Here is an 18,329-nt window from a genome sequence, read left to right on the forward strand (position 1 = left end):
CCAGGTGTAGCCGCGAGCTCTGCGCCCGGCCGATGAACCCCCGAGGTCAGTGACCGAGCCGTCCCCTGCCCAGCCGCAGCAGCAGTATCGCCAGGTCCTTGCCTTCGGGGCCGAGCTCGCTGTAGCGCTCGATGACCTTCATTTCGCGGCTATGGACCAGCCGCGTGCCGCCGGACGCCATCCGGGCCTTGCCGATCGCCTGCGACACCTCGGTGCGGCGCCGCACCGCGGCGAGAATCGCGGCGTCGAGCCGGTCGATCTCGTGGCGCAACTCGTCTATGTCGGTGGCCTCTTGGGTCGCCACCGTCTCGATGTTCATCTCTGCTGACTCCGCGTCTTCGTCGTGATGTGGGGGTTCTGGTCTCATGCAGTATCGGGCCTCACAAAAGACGAGCCCCGAGTGCCGGAAGCGGACCACGGGGCTCTGCGGAAGCAGTTAGACCACAGGTACCGCGAACTGGTACCCGTAGGGAAATCGGCGGCGCCACTCCTGGGTCGAGGAGCGTCGCCGACACTGCACGTTGAACACGAAATCGAGTGTGCCACTAAAATCAGTGAACGCGCAAAAAATGATGCTTAAGCTGCGCTTTTTGGACTTGGGTGCAATTACCGGATCGGACAAAACGCGGTTTGGAAATTGCATTCCGACACGCCGAATTTCCGGTAGCGTCCCTGACGCCGTCCCGGCCACCCGCGCCACTAGCCTGGTCTGATGCCAGGGCGCTGTGCGTCAGTGGGCGGCGGTAAGTTTGGACTGACATGAGTGTGCACGCAACAGATGCCAAGCCGGCCTCCGAGGCAGATCAACTGCTCGAGGGCCTCAATCCGCAACAGCGCCAAGCGGTGGTGCATGAAGGCTCCCCACTGCTGATCGTCGCGGGCGCGGGTTCGGGAAAGACCGCGGTGTTGACCCGCCGGATCGCCTACCTGATCGCGGAACGTGGGGTTGGGGTCGGTCAGGTGCTGGCCATCACCTTCACCAACAAGGCCGCCGCCGAGATGCGCGAACGCGTGGTGCGGCTGGTGGGCAACCGGGCCCGCGCCATGTGGGTGTCCACGTTCCACTCGACCTGCGTGCGCATTCTGCGCAACCAGGCGTCCCTGATCGAGGGCCTCAACTCCAACTTCTCCATCTACGACGCCGACGACTCACGGCGTCTGCTGCAGATGATCGGGCGCGACATGGGGCTCGACATCAAGCGCTACTCGCCACGGCTGCTGGCCAACGCCATCTCCAACCTGAAGAACGAGCTGATCGGCCCCGCCGAGGCGGTGGGCAACCTGACCGACGATTCCGACGAGTTGTCCCGCACGGTGGCCAGCGTCTACGGCGAATACCAGCGGCGGCTGCGGGCGGCCAACGCGCTGGACTTCGACGACCTGATCGGGGAAACCGTCGCGGTGCTGCGGGCCTTCCCGCAGATTGCCCAGCACTACCGGCGGCGGTTCCGGCATGTGCTCGTCGACGAGTACCAGGACACCAACCACGCGCAGTACGTGCTGGTGCGCGAGTTGGCCGGCCGCGGCAGTTCAGCGAGGCTCGCCGGAGCTGGCCCCGGGGCCGGCGCAGGCGAGGCGAAGCTGGGACCGCCGAATCGACACGGCAGTGACGAGGTATCCGACGACGTGCCGCCGGCGGAGCTGTGTGTGGTCGGCGACGCCGACCAGTCGATCTATGCGTTCCGCGGCGCCACCATCCGCAACATCGAGGACTTCGAACGCGACTACCCGGACGCGACCACCATTCTGCTGGAACAGAATTACCGCTCTACGCAGAACATCCTGTCCGCGGCCAACTCGGTGATCGCCCGCAACTCCGGGCGTCGCGACAAGCGACTGTGGACCGCCGAAGGCGCCGGCGAGCTGATCGTCGGCTACGTCGCCGACAACGAGCACGACGAGGCCCGATTCGTCGCCGAGGAGATCGACGCGCTCGCCGAGAAGGGCGAGATCACCTACAACGACGTCGCCGTCTTCTACCGCACCAACAACTCGTCGCGGTCGTTCGAAGAGGTGTTCATCCGCGCCGGAATCCCCTACAAAGTCGTTGGCGGAGTGCGTTTTTACGAGCGCAAGGAGATTCGCGACATCGTCGCCTATCTGCGGGTACTGGACAACCCCGGGGACGCGGTCAGCATGCGGCGCATCCTCAACACCCCGCGTCGGGGCATCGGTGATCGTGCCGAGGCGTGCGTGGCGGTGTATGCCGAGAACACCGGCGCCAGTTTCGCCGACGCACTGGTGGCCGCGGCCGAAGGCAAAGTGCCGATGCTGAATTCGCGTGCGGAGAAGGCGATCGCCGGTTTCGTCGAGCTGCTGGACGAGCTGCGCGGCCGCCTGGACGACGATCTCGGAGATCTGGTCGAGTCGGTGCTCGAACGCACCGGATATCGCAGGGAACTGGAATCCTCCACCGATCCCCAAGAACTGGCGCGCTTGGACAATCTCAACGAACTCGTCAGCGTGGCACACGAATTCAGCACCGATCGGGCCAACGCCGCGGCACTGGGCGAATCCTTGCAAACCCCCGAAGACGAAGACGTACCGGATACCGGTGTGCTGGCGGAGTTTTTGGAGCGCGTCTCGCTGGTCTCCGACAGTGACGAGATCCCGGAGGACGGCGCCGGCATGGTCACCCTGATGACGTTGCACACCGCCAAGGGCCTCGAGTTTCCGGTGGTGTTCGTCACCGGCTGGGAGGACGGAATGTTCCCCCACATGCGCTCATTGGACGATCCGGTCGAACTCTGCGAGGAGCGGCGGCTGGCCTACGTCGGGATCACCCGGGCCCGGCAACGGCTCTATGTGAGCAGGGCGATCGTCCGGTCCTCCTGGGGGCAGCCCATGCTCAACCCGGAATCGCGCTTCCTGCAAGAGATTCCACAAGAACTCATCGAATGGCGGCGTACGGCGCCGGCCCCGTCGTTCAGCGCGCCGGTGAGTGGCGCGGGCCGGTTCGGCACGCCACGGGTGTCCCCGACCCGTTCGGGGATGAGCAAGCGCCCGCTACTGGTTCTTGAGCCCGGCGACCGGGTGACCCACGACAAGTACGGGCTGGGCCGGGTCGAGGAAGTGTCCGGCGTTGGGGAATCGGCGATGTCCCTGATCGACTTCGGCAGCTCGGGACGCGTGAAGCTGATGCACAACCACGCCCCGATCGGCAAGCTCTGACCCCGGCAGGTGGTCTAACGGCGTCGCGTCAGGCGTCCAGCCAGCGTTTGGTTTGCGGCAGCATCACCAGCACCACCGTGGCGATCGGCAATACCGGCAGCAGGTGCACAACCCACGCGACCCGGGCACCGGCGATGAACACGCCGATGTACGTGAGAAAGGCGACCAGCGCGCCGGCCATCAGCAGGTAGCGGCTGATCGATCGGCGCTGCAGCAGCAAGATCACCCCCGACACCGTGGTGCCGGCGAACACCAGCGCCAGAAATGCGACCGCGATGCAGAACAGGCGGTCGGTTCGCCACCAACCGGCGATCAGGTCGGTGGCCACCACCGAGGTGGCCCACCCGCTGACGATGCTCACCGCGCACGCGGCGACGGCCGTCCGATCGGCGGGCTCAACGGCCGGCACTCCGGCATAACCTGGGCGACCCGCACGAGAGCCGGCCCGGTAGGGCGACGGTTGCGGGGCGAAGTGAGTGGTCGGGGTGTCCGGCGTGGTGGGTATGGGCCCGGTCGGCGCACGCCGGATGATCCGGGTCCGTGTGTCGGAGGGCGAGTCCTGCTCTGAAGTGGGCTCGGACGGACGCGGACCGGAAGGTTGTTCGTTCGGCGCGGTCACCTCAACCAGCGTAGTTGCCGACCATAAGACCACGCTTAGCGAGCCACGGCACGGGGTCGATGCGTTCGCTGCCGCCCTGTAGCACCTCGAAATGCAGGTGCGGGCCGGTGGAATTGCCCCGGTTGCCCATGGTGGCGATCTGGTCGCCGGCCATCACGCGCTCACCAACGCTGACCAACGTGGTGTTGATGTGACCGTAGAGCGTGACCGTGCCGTCGGCGTGGCGCAGCTTGACCAACATCCCGTAGCCGCTGGCCGGACCGGAGTCGATGACGACGCCGTCGGACACCGCATAGATCGGTGTGCCGATCGAGTTGGCCAGGTCGATACCGGCGTGCAGCACGCCCCAGCGGTAGCCGAAGTTGGAGGTGAAGATCCCCTTGGTCGGCATCACGTAGAGCGGCTGCGACAACCGCGCTTCGCGCTGAGCGCGGTCGTTGGCGTAGGCGACGCCCTTGGCGAGTTCCTGATTGTGCAGTGCGGCGGTGGCCGCGGGCTCCGCGGCGATCACCTGCGGGCCGCGGACGGTGTTGGTGCCGCCCGCCCCGCCGGTGAGTGCGGATGCGTTCGCGGTCAGCACGGCCTCGGTCTTGGGGGTGTCGGCGTGGCTGGTGGCCGTGTGGGCGGCAGCGGCGGCGGCGCCGGCGGCCATCGCCGAGATCAGCAGGCGGCCCCGGGCCGCGCTGGTCGGTTGCTTGCGGTGCTGCCCTCCGCGGGGTGCGACGCCGACGACGTCGGCGGTGTGGGGGCGGTCGAGGCGCCGCTCGGTGAGTGGCTCGACGACCACCCGCGGCAGCACCTCGGTGACGGGCGCGGCCAGCCACAGCGGGCGTAGATCGTCGGCGACGTGCAGGTCGTCGAGCTCCGGTGCCAGCAGCACCTGCGCTTCGTTGTCGAACGTCGAGTCGTTGCTGAAATCCAGGTCGCCGAGATCGCCGGCGTCGTCGCTGAATTCGAAGTCGTCGAAGTCAAAGCCGTCGAGGGGGAGGATTTCGGTGACTTCGGTGCGATGGGGTGCTTCCGACCACCGGGCGCCTGCTGCGCGACCCACTCTCACAACGCCTTCAGTTACGGCAGAAGGCCGGGCAAAACGGTGCTGGGACAACCTGAAATGTCCTCGTATCGTGACCATAACGTTATCTGGACCCTAGGAAGGTATCCGCTGACGCGCGGGACTGGCAACCTCGTTGCACAATCCGGGCGGAATTGTGATTTGTATCACGCGGGCGGTCAACCCATAGCCCGTGAGCTGTGCCACATCGGCGGACGCGGCCGTAATAGCCGTTTAAGGGATGGATACAGTTCGTCCGTGCGAGTCGCCGAGTGCGGCGCCGCCCACCACAAGGCCTAGTAGTTGAGTCGAGCGAAGACAGAGAGTCCATGGACCTTTTCGAGTATCAAGCAAAAGAATTGTTCGCCAAGCACAACGTACCGACTACGCCGGGACGCGTGACCGACACCGCCGAGGGCGCTCGGGAGATCGCCACCGAGATCGGTCGCCCGGTGATGGTCAAGGCGCAGGTGAAGGTCGGCGGACGTGGCAAGGCCGGTGGCGTCAAGTACGCGGCGACACCCGACGACGCTTACGAGCACGCCAAGAACATCCTCGGTCTCGACATCAAGGGACATGTGGTGAAGAAGCTGCTGGTCGCCGAGGCCAGTGACATCGCCGAGGAGTACTACATCTCCTTCTTGCTCGACCGTGCCAACCGCACCTACCTGGCCATGTGCTCGGTGGAGGGCGGCATGGAGATCGAGGAGGTGGCCGCCACCAAGCCGGAGCGGCTGGCCAAGGTTCCGGTGGACGCCGTCAAGGGTGTCGACCTGGCGACCGCGCGTTCCATCGCCGAGCAGGGCCACCTGCCCGCCGAGGTGCTCGACGCCGCCGCGGTGACCATCAACAAGCTGTGGGAGGTCTTCGTCGCCGAGGACGCCACCCTGGTCGAGGTCAACCCGTTGGTGCGCGACCCGCAAGACCAAATCCTGGCGCTGGACGGCAAGGTCACCCTGGACGCCAACGCCGACTTCCGTCAGCCCGGCCACGCCGAGTTCGAGGACCGCGACGCCACCGACCCGCTGGAGCTCAAGGCCAAGGAGCACGACCTGAACTACGTCAAGCTCGACGGCGCCGTCGGCATCATCGGCAACGGCGCGGGCCTGGTGATGTCGACGCTCGACGTCGTCGCCTACGCGGGCGAGAAGCACGGCGGGGTCAAGCCGGCCAACTTCCTGGACATCGGCGGCGGCGCCTCGGCCGAGGTGATGGCCGCAGGCCTCGACGTCATCCTGAACGACAAGCAGGTCAAGAGCGTGTTCGTGAACGTGTTCGGCGGCATCACGTCCTGCGACGCCGTCGCCAACGGAATCGTGACCGCGCTGAACATGCTCGGCGACGAGGCCAACAAGCCGCTCGTGGTCCGGCTCGACGGCAACAACGTCGACGAAGGCCGCAAGATCCTCGCCGACGCCAACCACCCGCTGGTGATCCAGGCCGAGACCATGGACGCGGGCGCCGACAAAGCCGCCGAGCTGGCGAACAAGTAAGGAACCAAGCGATGTCGATCTTCCTGAACAAAGACTCCAAAGTGATCGTCCAGGGCATCACCGGCGGTGAGGGCACCAAGCACACCGCGCTGATGCTGAAGGCAGGCACTGCGGTGGTGGGTGGGGTCAACGCCCGCAAAGCCGGCACCACCGTGTCGCACGTGGATCCCGTCGGCAAGGATGTCGAACTTCCGGTCTTCGGCTCCGTCGCCGAGGCGATGAAGGAGACCGGCGCCAACGTGTCGGTCGTCTTCGTGCCGCCGAAGTTCGCCAAGGACGCGATCATCGAGGCCATCGACGCCGAGATCCCCCTGTTGGTGGTCATCACCGAGGGAATTCCGGTGCAGGACAGCGCGTATGCGTGGGCCTATAACGTCGACAAGGGGCAGAAGACTCGCATCATCGGGCCGAACTGTCCCGGCATCATCACCCCGGGTGAGGCGCTGGCGGGCATCACCCCGGCGAACATCAGTGGACCCGGCCCGGTCGGCCTGGTGTCCAAGTCGGGCACCCTGACCTACCAGATGATGTACGAGCTGCGCGATTTCGGCTTCTCCACCTCGATCGGTATCGGCGGTGACCCGGTGATCGGGACCACGCACATCGACGCCATCGAGGCGTTCGAGAAGGACCCCGACACCAAGATCATCGTGATGATCGGCGAGATCGGCGGTGATGCCGAGGAGCGTGCGGCCGACTACATCAAGGCCAACGTGTCCAAGCCGGTCGTCGGCTACGTCGCGGGATTCACCGCGCCGGAGGGCAAGACGATGGGCCACGCGGGTGCCATCGTGTCTGGCTCGTCGGGCACCGCGGCCGCCAAGAAGGAGGCCTTGGAGGCGGCCGGCGTCAAGGTCGGCAAGACGCCGTCGGAGACCGCCGCGCTGGCCCGGGAGATCCTGCAGAGCCTGTAGTTCTTCGCCGAGACTGCGGTCAGATCGCGTTTTCACCAGAATTCGCGAGCTGGCCGCAGTTTCGTGTTGGTTCCAGCCATCGGTTAGCCTGACGAACTAACAGTTGCCAGGAGGTTTTCATGCCGGTCGATCCGCGTACTCCGGTGCTCGTCGGTGTCGGCCAGTTCACCGAGCGCATCGACGACCCCGACTATCGGGGCATGTCGGCGGTCGACCTCGCGACGGCGGCCGCCCGCGCGGCTCTTGAAGACACCGGCGCCAAAAGCGTTGCCCAGGCCGTCGACACGGTCTTCGGGCTACGGCAGTTCGAGATCTCTGGACCGATGCCGGCGAAGCTCGGCAAGTCGAACAACTACCCGCGTTCGGTGATGAACCGTCTCGGCGGCGACCCGGCCCGCGTGGTACTCGAACCAGTCGGTGGGCAGGGTCCGCAGAAGCTTGTCACCGAGGCGGGCAATGCAATCGCGGCGGGCGAAGCCGACGTCGTACTGATCATGGGCTCGGAGCCGGGGTCGACGGCCCGTTACTTCGCCGATCGGGATGACAAGCCCGACTTCACCGAACATGTCGAGGGCCAACTCGAGGATCGTGGCCACCAGATCTCCAGCTACATCGACGAATACACGATCCAGCACGGCTTGACCGGGGCGCCCGTGCAGTACGGGCTCCTGGAGAATGCCCGCCGCGCCCGCCTCGGATACAGCGTGGCCGACTATCGGCGCGAGATGGCCGAACTGTTCGCCCCGATGTCCAAAGTGGCTGCCAAGAACCCGTTTTCGTCATCACCGGTGGAGCGGTCGGTCGACGAGATCATCACCATCACCGACGACAACCGGATGATCTGTGACCCGTACCCCCGTCTGCTCGTCGCCCGCGATCAGGTCAACCAGGGCGCAGCGGCGGTGCTGATGTCAGTGGAGGCGGCGACCCGCCTGGGTGTGCCCGAGGACAAGTGGGTTTATGTGCACGGCCACTCGGACATGATCGAGCAGGCGATGCTGGATCGCGTCGACCTCGGCGCCAGCCCGGCGGCGGTCCATGCGGCCCGAGAAGCGTTGCGGGTAGCTGGAATCGGCATCGACGACATCGCCACCTTCGACCTGTACAGCTGCTTCCCGTTCCCGGTGTTCGTCATCTGCGAAGCCCTCGGCATCGACGGCGACGACCCGCGCGGTTTGACCCTGACCGGCGGATTACCGTACTTCGGCGGACCCGGGAACAGCTACTCGCTGCACGGTATCGCCGAGACGGTCACGCAGATGCGAGACAGGCCAGGGCAATTCGGCCTCGTCGGCGCCAACGGCGGCATTATGAGCAAGTACTCGGTCGGTATCTACTCGACCACGCCGGCGGAGTGGCGCACCGATAACCGTGCGGAGCTGAAGAAGGAGATCGATGCTCTGCCGAAGATCGACGTCACGAAGACACCCGACGGCGCGGCAACCATCGAGACGTACTCAGTGCGCTACGGCTGGCCGGTCCGCACCGGCATCATCGTCGGCCGGCTCGCGGCGGACAACACGCGATTCATGGCCACGACCGACGACGACGACCTCGTCGCATTGATGTGCGACGGCGATCCGCTCGGTGTGGAGATCTCGGTGTGGTCGACCGACAACGGTAACCGGGCGTCGCTGGGCTAGACCCCGTCGTACGCGCGCGGGCCTAGACCAGGGCGGCGAGCTTGCCGGCCAAGCGCTCGACGTAGGCGGCGATCTCGTCTTCGGATTTGTCCGGCAGCCCGAACAGCACCTCGGTCACCCCGAGCTCGGCCCATTTGGCGAGCTTCTCGGGCACCGGCTTGAAGTCCAGCGCGACGATGTGGGGAGCACCGTCGCGGCCCGCCGCCGCCCAGGTGTCCTGCAGCAACTTCACCGGTTCGTCGATGTCGAAGTCGCGCGGAGTGGTGATCCAACCGTCGGCGCTGCGCGCGATCCACTTGAAGTTCTTCTCGGTGCCCGCGGCCCCGACCAGCACCGGGATGTGTGACTGCACGGGCTTGGGCCAGGCCCAGCTGGGCCCGAACTTGACGAATTCGCCGTCGTAGCTGGCTTCCTCTTTGGTCCATAGTTCCCGCATCGCCTCGATGTACTCGCGCAGCATGGTGCGGCGCCGGCCCGGCGGCACGCCGTGGTCGGCGAGTTCGTCGGTGTTCCAACCGAACCCGACGCCCAGGCTGACCCGTCCGCCGGACAGGTGGTCAAGGGTGGCAATACTTTTCGCCAACGTGATCGGGTCGTGTTCGACCGGTAGGGCCACCGCGGTGGACAACCGCACCCGCGAGGTGACCGCGCACGCCGCGCCCAGACTCACCCATGGGTCTAGTGTCCGCATGTAGCGATCGTCGGGCAGCGATTCGTCGCCCGTGGTGGGGTGAGCAGCCTCGCGCTTCACCGGAATGTGAGTGTGTTCTGGCACGTAGAAGGTCGCAAAGCCGTGATCGTCGGCAAGCTTCGCGGCCCTCGCCGGAGAGATGCCACGATCGCTGGTAAAAAGCACAAGCCCGTAATCCATGCAGAGAATTAGAACGTGTTCTACCTCTGCTGAGCAAGCCGTCGTGACACGGACCGTCTCGCGAGCAGGCCGCGGGGCAGCCGGTGTGGGCGCCGCTGTCCAAGCCGGTGGCAACGGCACGGGTTACCGCACGTGCGCTAGCGTGGGTGATCGACCGCGTCGCTAACGCAGCGAGGCGCCTGGAAGCACAGCGTTGCACTGCAACCGTGGCGACCGCCAGGCAGTTCAAGGCACTGGAAGCAACAGGAGGAGCCATGACCTACTCTCCCGGAAGCCCGGGCTATCCACCGGCGCAGCCCGGCGGCACCTATGCAGGCGCCACACCGTCCTTCGCCAAGGACGACGACGGGACGAGCAAGCTCCCGTTCTACCTGAATATCGCGGTGGTGGTCCTGGGTCTGGCCGCCTACCTCCTGAACTTCGGGCCCACCTTCACCATCGGCGCCGACCTCGGCCCGGGTATCGGCGGGCGCGCCGGCGACGCGGGCACCGCGGTGGTTGTTGCTGTGCTGGCCGCGCTGCTCGCCGGGCTCAGCCTGGTGCCGAAGGCCAAGAATTATGCGGGGATCGTCGCGGTCATCGCGGTTCTGGGTGCCTTGCTCGCCATCACCGAGACGATCAACCTGCCCGCCGGTTTCGCGATCGGCTGGGCGATGTGGCCGCTGGTGGCGGCCGTCGTGCTCCAGGCGATCGCCGCTGTCGTCGTGGTCCTGCTGGACTCCGGGGTGATCACCGCGCCGGCGCCGCGGCCCAAGTACGACCCGTACGCGCAGTATGGCCAGTACGGGCAATACGGCCAGTACGGTCAACAGCCCTACTACGGTCAGCAGCCGGGTGGCCAGCAGCACGCCGGCCAGCAGCACGCCGGCCAGCAGCAGTCGCCGCAGGGATATGGGTCGCAGTACGGCGGCTATTCGCCGAGCGCGGCGCCCACCCAGAGCGGCGTTCCGACCGGCGGTTTCGGTGCACAGCCTTCGCCCCAGTCGGGACCTCAGCCGTCCGCGCAACAGCAGGGGCCGTCCACGCCGCCCACCGGCTTCCCCAGCTTCAGCCCGCCGCCGAACGCCGGCGGATCGGATGCCGGCTCGGCGACGGCAAACTTCTCCGAGCAGGGTGGTGGCCAGCAGTTCGGACAGGAGCACCAGTCGCCGTCGTCACCGTCTGGGCCAGCGCCCTCCTAACCGTGCGCTGTCGCGCATAGTCGGGGACGTGCCCCAGAGTGACACGCGTGGAGGACAACCGGGCAGCAGGCGCTCGCCAAGCGGGTGACCTTGTCAGGGTCGCGTTCGCCCCCGCGGTGGTGGCGTTGGTCATCATCGCCGCGGTCACGCTGATCCAGTTGTTGATCGCCAACAGCGACATGACCGGCGCCCTGGGCGCCATCGCCAGCATGTGGCTGGGCGTGCACCAGGTACCGGTCTCGATCGGTGGCCGCGAACTGGGTGTGATGCCGCTGCTGCCGGTCCTCCTGATGGTCTGGGCTACCGCGCGCAGCACGGCGCGGGCAACCACGCCCTACTCGTCGTGGCTTGTCGTCCGCTGGGTTATCGCCTCGGCGCTGGGCGGCCCGTTGCTGATGACGGCGATCGCCCTGGCCGTCATCCACGACGCGTCGTCGGTGATCACCGAGCTGCAAACACCCAGCGCGCTACGTGCGTTCCTCAGTGTGCTCGTGGTTCACGCCGCCGGCGCCGCGATCGGCGTGTGGTCCCGGGTGGCGCCACGCGCGCTGGCGGCGGCGTCGCTGCCGTTTTGGCTGGGCGATTCCCTGCGCGCCGCTTCGGCCGGAGTGTTGGCGTTGCTCGGGTTGTCCGGCCTGGTGACGGCGGGCTCGCTGGTGGTGCATTGGTCGACCATGCAAGAGCTCTACGGCATCACCGATTCGATCTTCGGCGAGTTCAGCCTCACCGTGCTGTCAATGCTGTACGCGCCCAACGTAATTGTGGGAACCGCGGCGATAGCCGTCGGGTCCAGCGCGCATATCGGCTTCGCCACCTTCAGTTCTTTCACCGTGTTCGGTGGCGATATCCCGGCCTTGCCGGTGCTGGCCGCCGTCCCTAGGCCTCCCTTGGGGCCGGTCTGGGTGGCGCTGCTCATCATCGGTGCGTCGTCCGGTGTGGCGCTCGGCCAGCAGTGCGCCCGCCGTGCGTTGCCGCTGTTTGCGGCCGCCGCCAAGCTGGCGGTCGCCGCGGTCGCCGGCGCGCTGGTGATGTGCTTGCTCGCGTACGCCGGCAGCGGCCAGCTGGGTAACTTCGGCCACGTCGGCGTCGACCAGGGCGCGCTGCTCATCGGTGTCTTCCTCTGGTTCGCGGTCGTCGGCGGAGTCACCGTGGCGATGACCGGCGGAATCAGGCGTCGTCCCCGGCGGCTCAAGCCTCCCAAACCGGCGCCCGCCGCGGCGACCGAGGAACCCGCGGACTTCGCGGGCGTTTTCGACGACGATCGGCTGCCCGAGGATGCGGAGCTTGGGGACGACGAGATCCCGGTGGGCTCCGGCGACCCGGCCGACCCGGGCGACGTGCGCGATGCGCCGCCGGACGAATCCGGCGAACGCGATCCGCCGGTTACCGACGGCGAGCGCCCTCCCGGCGAACCGGAGCGCGGAGCGACCGAGCGAGATTCCGGGGATTAATCGTTTTGCCCGCCTCGCAGCGACAACTTCGGTTCGCCCGAGCGCGACAGCGGTGATTGTCGCTCAGAGGCGGGCAATTCCCTATGCGGCCAGCCTGATCGTCGGGCCTACGTCGTCGCCAGAGTCGATTGCCCGACTGCTGCTCACGTCGCTGCCCGACTGCTGCTCACGTCGCTGCCCCACTCCTCCTCACGTCGCTGCGCGACGCGCATCGTCGTCGGGCTAGGCTCGCCGATGTGGTCGAACCGCTCCATGTGCCCCCGAACGCACCGGCGCGGGTAGTGGTACTGGCGTCGGGCACCGGGTCGCTGCTGAACTCTCTGATGACTTCCGCCATCGCGGATTATCCGGCCCGGGTGGTCGCCGTCGGTGCCGACCGCGACTGTCTGGCCACCGAGATCGCCGCGGCGGCCTCCGTACCGGCCTTCACCGTCCGGCTCGGCGATCACCCGGACCGCGACGCCTGGGACGCGGCAATCACCGAGGCGACCGTCGCGCATTCCCCCGACCTGGTGGTCTCCGCAGGCTTCATGAAAATACTTGGGCCGCAATTCCTTTCGCGGTTCTACGGCCGCGTCATCAACACCCATCCGGCGCTGTTGCCGGCGTTCCCGGGTGCGCACGCAGTGGCCGACGCGTTGGCCTACGGTGTGAAGGTCACAGGCTGTACGGTGCACCTGGTAGACGCCGGGACGGATACCGGGCCGATTCTGGCGCAGGAATCCGTTCCGGTGCTCGACGGCGACACCGAAGAGACTCTGCACGAACGCATCAAAGTCACCGAACGGAAGCTACTGGTGGACGTGGTGGCCGCGATCGCAACAGGAGGCCTGACCCTGGTCGGGAGAAAAGCGACGATCGGACGAAAGGCGACGAACCGATGAGCACCGACGACTGGCGGGACGATGCCAAACGGCCGATCCGGCGCGCCTTGATCAGCGTCTACGACAAGACCGGGCTGGTCGACCTCGCCCAGGACTTGGCGGCCGCGGGCGTCGAGATCGTCTCGACCGGATCCACGGCGAAGGTCATTGCCGGCCAAGGCATTCCGGTAACCCGAGTCGAGGAGTTGACCGGCTTTCCCGAAGTGCTCGACGGCCGAGTCAAGACACTGCACCCGCGGGTGCACGCGGGCCTGCTGGCGGACCTTCGCAAACCGGAGCACGCCGCCGCGCTGGAGGAACTCGGGATTGCGGCGTTCGAACTCGTCGTCGTCAATCTGTACCCCTTCACCGAGACGGTCGACTCCGGGGCAAGCATCGACGAATGCGTCGAACAGATTGACATCGGCGGCCCCTCGATGGTGCGGGCCGCCGCGAAAAACCATCCCAGCGTGGCGGTGATCACCGACCCACAGGGCTATGACGGAGTGCTCGCCGCGGTCCGCGAAGGCGGCTTTAGCCTCGCTCAGCGCAAAAAGCTGGCCTCGCTGGCGTTTGCGCACACCGCCGAATACGACATCGCGGTCGCGAGCTGGATGGAGTCGACGCTGGCTCCCGAACATCCGCCGACGACTTTTCCGAAGTGGCTGGGCCGCAGCTGGCGCCGCTCGGCGATGCTGCGTTACGGCGAGAACCCCCACCAGCAGGCGGCGCTGTACGGCGACCCCGGTGCCTGGCCGGGACTGGCGCAGGCCGAGCAGCTGCACGGAAAAGAGATGTCCTACAACAACTTCACCGATGCAGACGCGGCCTGGCGGGCCGCCTTCGATCACGAGCAGACCTGCGTGGCAATCATCAAGCACGCCAACCCATGTGGGATCGCCATCTCGTCGGCATCGGTCGCCGACGCACACCGCAAAGCGCACGAGTGCGATCCGCTGAGCGCATTCGGCGGAGTCATCGCGGCCAATACCGAAGTGAGCGTTGAGATGGCCGAGTACGTCAGCACCATCTTCACCGAGGTCATCGTCGCGCCCGCCTACGAGCCGGCGGCCCTGGAGGTGTTGACCCGCAAGAAGAACATCCGGGTACTGGTGGGCTCGGAGCCGTTGACCGGTGGCACCGAGCTGCGGCCGATCAGCGGCGGGCTGTTGGTGCAGCAGCGTGATGAGCTCGACGCGCACGGCGACAATTCGGCGAATTGGAGCCTGGCCACCGGCTCACCCGCCGATCCGGCGACGCTGGCCGACCTGGTGTTCGCCTGGCGCGTGTGCCGCGCGGTCAAATCGAACGCGATCGTGATCGCCGGCGGCGGCGCCACCATCGGCGTCGGCATGGGTCAGGTGAACCGGGTCGACGCCGCGCGGCTGGCCGTCGAACGCGGCGGCGATCGGGTGCGCGGCGCGGTCGCTGCCTCGGATGCGTTCTTCCCCTTCCCCGACGGACTCGAGACGCTGACCGGCGCCGGAGTGAAGGCGATCGTGCATCCCGGAGGATCGGTGCGCGACGAAGAGGTGACCGCCGCGGCCGCCAACGCCGGCATCACGCTGTATCTGACCGGGGCGCGCCACTTCGCGCATTAGCAGCGGCGCACGCGACCGACGCGGATGTCAATAAGCGTGCAGTGAACGCCCTTGACATGACTCGTCTGAGCGCGCGTCGTAGCGTGGAGTGGTGACGTCACCGAGCAACCTGCCCCGCACCGTCGGCGAACTGCGTGCCGCCGGTCATCGTGAACGGGGAGTCAAGCAGGAAATCCGCGAGAATCTGCTCACCGCCTTAGCCGACGGGCCAGATAGCGCAGACATCTGGCCGGGCATTCTGGGATTCGACGACACCGTCTTGCCCCAGCTCGAGCGGGCCTTGATCGCGGGCCACGACTTCGTCCTGCTCGGTGAGCGGGGCCAGGGTAAAACCCGGCTGCTGCGTGCGCTGACCGGATTGCTCGATGAGTGGACACCGGTGATCGCCGGCGCCGAACTCGGTGAGCACCCTTTCTCGCCGATCACCCCGGAGTCGATCCGCAAGGCCGCCACCTTGGGCGACGACCTGCCGGTGGAATGGAAGCACCGCAGCGAGCGCTACACCGAAAAGCTCGCCACCCCGGACACCAGTGTGGCCGACCTGGTCGGTGACATCGACCCGATCAAGGTCGCCGAGGGCCGCAGCCTCGGGGATCCGGAAACCATCGCCTACGGACTGATTCCGCGCGCGCACCGGGGCATCGTTGCGGTCAACGAACTGCCCGACCTCGCCGAGCGCATCCAGGTGTCGATGCTCAACGTGATGGAGGAGCGCGACATCCAGGTCCGCGGTTACACTCTGCGCCTGCCGCTGGATGTGTTGGTGGTCGCCAGCGCCAATCCCGAGGACTACACCAACCGGGGACGCATCATCACCCCGCTCAAAGACCGTTTCGGTGCGGAGATCCGGACCCACTACCCGCTGGAGCTGGACGCGGAAATCGGCGTGATCGCGCAAGAAGCGCACCTGTCCGCCCAGGTTCCCGATTACCTGATGCAGATCATCGCCAGGTTCGCCCGCTACCTGAGGGAGTCCAACTCCGTCGATCAACGCTCCGGGGTGTCAGCGCGGTTCGCGATTGCGGCGGCGGAGACCGTCGCCGCCGCCGCGCGGCATCGCGGCGCGGTGCTGGGGGAGACGGATCCGGTGGCCCGGGTGGTCGACTTGGGCACGGTGATCGACGTCCTGCGCGGCAAGCTGGAATTCGAGTCCGGCGAGGAAGGTCGCGAACAGGCCGTGCTCGAGCACCTGTTGCGCCGGGCGACCGCGGACACCGCCTCGCGGGTGCTGGGCGGCATCGACGTCGGTTCGTTGGTGACCGCGGTCGAGGGCGGTTCGGCGGTGACGACGGGAGAGCGGGTGTCGGCCAAGGACGTGCTGGCCGCCGTCCCGAGCCTGGCGGTGGTGGACAAGATCGCGGCCAAGGTCGGTGCGCAGTCGGAAGGCGAACGCGCCGCGGCGCTGGAACTGGCGCTCGAGGCCCTGTACCTGGCCAAGCGAATCGACAAGGTATCCGGGGAGGGTCAAACCGTCTATGGCTGAACCCGTTAAGGGGCACTCTCTTCGATACTCGGCCTACACTGGCGGGCCCGACCCGCTGGCCCCGCCGGTGGATCTGCGCGAGGCGCTCGAACAGATCGGCCAGGATGTCATGGCCGGCACGTCGCCGCGCCGTGCGCTGTCCGAACTGCTGCGCCGCGGCACCAAGGACCTGCCCGGAGCGGACCGGCTGGCCGCCGAGGCCAATCGGCGGCGACGGGAGTTGTTGCGGCGCAACAACTTAGATGGAACCCTGCAGGAGATCAAGAAGCTGCTGGACGAGGCCGTGCTGGCCGAACGCAAGGAGCTGGCCCGCGCACTCGACGACGACGCCCGCTTCGGCGAACTGCAGTTGGACGCGCTGCCGTCGTCGCCGGCCAAGGCCGTCCAGGAGCTCTCCGACTACAACTGGCGCAGCGGCGAGGCCCGCCAAAAGTACGACCAGATCAAGGATCTGCTCGGCCGCGAGATGCTCGACCAACGTTTCGCGGGCATGAAGCAGGCGCTGGAAGGCGCCACCGACGAGGATCGTCAGCGGGTCAATGACATGGTCAATGACCTCAACGAGCTGCTGGACAAGCACGCCCGCGGTGAGGACACCCAACAAGATTTTGAAGATTTCATGGACTCCCATGGTGAGTTCTTTCCGGAGAACCCGCGCAACGTCGATGAGCTGCTGGACTCGCTTGCCAAGCGCGCCGCCGCCGCGCAGCGATTCCGCAACAGTCTGAGTGCCGAGCAACGCGCGGAGCTGGATGCCTTGGCGCAGCAGGCTTTCGGCTCTCCGTCGCTGATGCAGGCGCTGAATCGGCTCGATGCGCACCTGCAGGCGGCGCGGCCGGGGGAGGACTGGAGCGGGTCCGAGCAGTTCTCCGGCGACAACCCGTTCGGCATGGGCGAGGGCACCCAGGCGCTGTCCGACATCGCCGAGCTGGAGCAACTGGCCGAGCAGCTCTCGCAGAGCTATCCGGGCGCCACCATGGACGACGTCGACCTCGACGCGCTGGCACGCCAGCTCGGCGACGAGGCGGCCGTCGATGCCCGCACACTTGCCGAATTGGAACGCGCACTGGTCAATCAGGGTTTTTTGGACCGCGGTTCGGACGGACAATGGCGGCTGTCGCCGAAGGCCATGCGCCAGCTTGGTGAGGCGGCGCTACGCGATGTGGCACAACAACTTTCCGGGCGTCGCGGCGAGCGCGATCATCGGCGCGCCGGAGCGGCCGGCGAACTCACCGGCGCGACTCGGCCCTGGCAGTTCGGGGATACCGAGCCGTGGAACATCTCCCGGACATTGACCAACGCCGTGCTGCGACAGGCGGGAACCGCCACCGCGGACGGCCCGGACGGCCGGTTGAAGATCACCGTCGACGACGTCGAGATCTCCGAAACCGAGACACGTACCCAGGCCGCGGTCGCACTGCTGGTCGATACCTCATTCTCGATGGTGATGGAGAATCGCTGGCTGCCCATGAAGCAAACGGCCCTGGCGCTCAACCACTTGGTGTGCACGCGCTTTCGGTCGGATGCCTTGCAGATCATCGCTTTTGGCCGCTACGCCCGAACGGTGACCGCCGCCGAGCTCACCGGTCTGGAAGGGGTCTACGAGCAGGGCACCAACCTGCATCACGCGCTGGCGCTGGCCGGCCGTCATCTGCGCCGGCATCCCAACGCGCAGCCCGTCGTGCTGGTGGTGACCGACGGTGAGCCGACCGCGCACCTGGAGGACTTCGACGGTGACGGCACGACCGTGTTCTTCGACTATCCACCGCATCCGCGGACCATCGCCCACACCGTGCGCGGTTTCGACGAGATGGCGCGCCTGGGCGCCCAGATCACCATTTTTCGGCTGGGCAGCGATCCGGGTCTGGCCCGGTTCATCGACCAGGTCGCCCGACGTGTCGAGGGACGGGTCGTGGTGCCCGATCTCGACGGATTGGGAGCGGCCGTGGTCGGCGACTACCTGCGGTCGCGCCGCCGTTAGCTTCTCG

The 18,329-nt window shown here is 66.9% G+C and carries 14 protein-coding genes; 10 read left to right on the forward strand and 4 right to left on the reverse strand.

Translation table 11 applies throughout. The annotated features are described in order from the left end of the window. Positions 1–46: 46 nt before the first annotated feature. Entirely contained in the window at positions 47–367 is a 321-nt protein-coding gene (locus A5782_RS03770; RefSeq protein ID WP_082942764.1) for a chorismate mutase, read from the reverse strand. Positions 368–759: 392 nt separating this feature from the next. Here A5782_RS03770 and pcrA point away from each other — a divergent pair, with 392 nt between their 5' ends. Continuing rightward, a complete protein-coding gene (pcrA, locus tag A5782_RS03775) occupies positions 760–3,171 on the forward strand; it encodes a DNA helicase PcrA (RefSeq protein WP_067095326.1) in 2,412 nt (803 codons plus the stop codon). Between the two features lie 28 nt (positions 3,172–3,199). On the opposite strand, the gene A5782_RS26405 is transcribed toward pcrA, so the two are convergent. Then, positions 3,200–3,790 carry a hypothetical protein gene (locus A5782_RS26405; protein ID WP_197694090.1) on the reverse strand — a complete coding sequence of 197 codons (591 nt, stop codon included), beginning with the start codon at positions 3,788–3,790 and terminating at the stop codon, positions 3,200–3,202. Position 3,791: 1 nt separating this feature from the next. After that, the gene (locus tag A5782_RS03785; RefSeq protein ID WP_082942765.1) at positions 3,792–4,841 is read right to left on the reverse strand and encodes a M23 family metallopeptidase; all 1,050 of its coding nucleotides are present in this window, start codon (positions 4,839–4,841) and stop codon (positions 3,792–3,794) included. Between the two features lie 329 nt (positions 4,842–5,170). Here A5782_RS03785 and sucC point away from each other — a divergent pair, with 329 nt between their 5' ends. The 3 genes from sucC to A5782_RS03800 all read left to right on the forward strand — a co-directional run bounded on the left by sucC (position 5,171) and on the right by A5782_RS03800 (position 8,891). After that, complete coding sequence (gene sucC / locus A5782_RS03790) at positions 5,171–6,334, forward strand: ADP-forming succinate--CoA ligase subunit beta (RefSeq protein ID WP_067095335.1); 1,164 nt, start codon at positions 5,171–5,173, stop codon at positions 6,332–6,334. 11 nt (positions 6,335–6,345) lie between these two features. After that, positions 6,346–7,248, forward strand: a complete 903-nt coding sequence (gene sucD / locus A5782_RS03795) for a succinate--CoA ligase subunit alpha (RefSeq protein WP_067095338.1) — start codon at positions 6,346–6,348, stop codon at positions 7,246–7,248. A gap of 119 nt (positions 7,249–7,367) precedes the next feature. Further along, positions 7,368–8,891, forward strand: coding sequence for an acetyl-CoA acetyltransferase (locus A5782_RS03800; protein ID WP_067095341.1), 1,524 nt, complete (start codon positions 7,368–7,370; stop codon positions 8,889–8,891). Between the two features lie 22 nt (positions 8,892–8,913). Here the strand turns inward: A5782_RS03800 and A5782_RS03805 are convergent, their stop codons facing one another. Next, on the reverse strand, positions 8,914–9,762 hold the full coding sequence (locus A5782_RS03805; protein ID WP_067095345.1) for an LLM class F420-dependent oxidoreductase: 849 nt from the start codon (positions 9,760–9,762) through the stop codon (positions 8,914–8,916). Positions 9,763–10,016: 254 nt separating this feature from the next. On the opposite strand from A5782_RS03805, the gene A5782_RS03810 reads away from it, so the two are divergent. The 6 genes from A5782_RS03810 to A5782_RS03835 all read left to right on the forward strand — a co-directional run bounded on the left by A5782_RS03810 (position 10,017) and on the right by A5782_RS03835 (position 18,322). After that, positions 10,017–10,943 carry a DUF5336 domain-containing protein gene (locus tag A5782_RS03810; RefSeq protein ID WP_067095351.1) on the forward strand — a complete coding sequence of 309 codons (927 nt, stop codon included), beginning with the start codon at positions 10,017–10,019 and terminating at the stop codon, positions 10,941–10,943. 47 nt (positions 10,944–10,990) lie between these two features. After that, complete coding sequence (locus A5782_RS03815; RefSeq protein WP_082942766.1) at positions 10,991–12,394, forward strand: DUF6350 family protein; 1,404 nt, start codon at positions 10,991–10,993, stop codon at positions 12,392–12,394. Positions 12,395–12,630: 236 nt separating this feature from the next. Then, complete coding sequence (purN, locus tag A5782_RS03820; RefSeq protein ID WP_067095354.1) at positions 12,631–13,278, forward strand: phosphoribosylglycinamide formyltransferase; 648 nt, start codon at positions 12,631–12,633, stop codon at positions 13,276–13,278. Beyond that, positions 13,275–14,858 carry a bifunctional phosphoribosylaminoimidazolecarboxamide formyltransferase/IMP cyclohydrolase gene (gene purH, locus A5782_RS03825; protein WP_067095357.1) on the forward strand — a complete coding sequence of 528 codons (1,584 nt, stop codon included), beginning with the start codon at positions 13,275–13,277 and terminating at the stop codon, positions 14,856–14,858. The genes purN and purH overlap by 4 nt, the downstream gene beginning before the upstream one ends. An 88-nt stretch (positions 14,859–14,946) precedes the next feature. Beyond that, positions 14,947–16,341, forward strand: a complete 1,395-nt coding sequence (locus tag A5782_RS03830) for an ATP-binding protein (RefSeq protein WP_067095360.1) — start codon at positions 14,947–14,949, stop codon at positions 16,339–16,341. Beyond that, positions 16,334–18,322 carry a VWA domain-containing protein gene (locus A5782_RS03835; RefSeq protein ID WP_067095363.1) on the forward strand — a complete coding sequence of 663 codons (1,989 nt, stop codon included), beginning with the start codon at positions 16,334–16,336 and terminating at the stop codon, positions 18,320–18,322. Before A5782_RS03830 ends, A5782_RS03835 begins: the two co-directional genes overlap by 8 nt. Positions 18,323–18,329 lie beyond the last annotated feature (7 nt).

The sequence above is a fragment of the Mycobacterium sp. 852002-40037_SCH5390672 genome, assembly GCF_001665875.1.
Taxonomy (GTDB): Bacteria; Actinomycetota; Actinomycetes; order Mycobacteriales; family Mycobacteriaceae; genus Mycobacterium.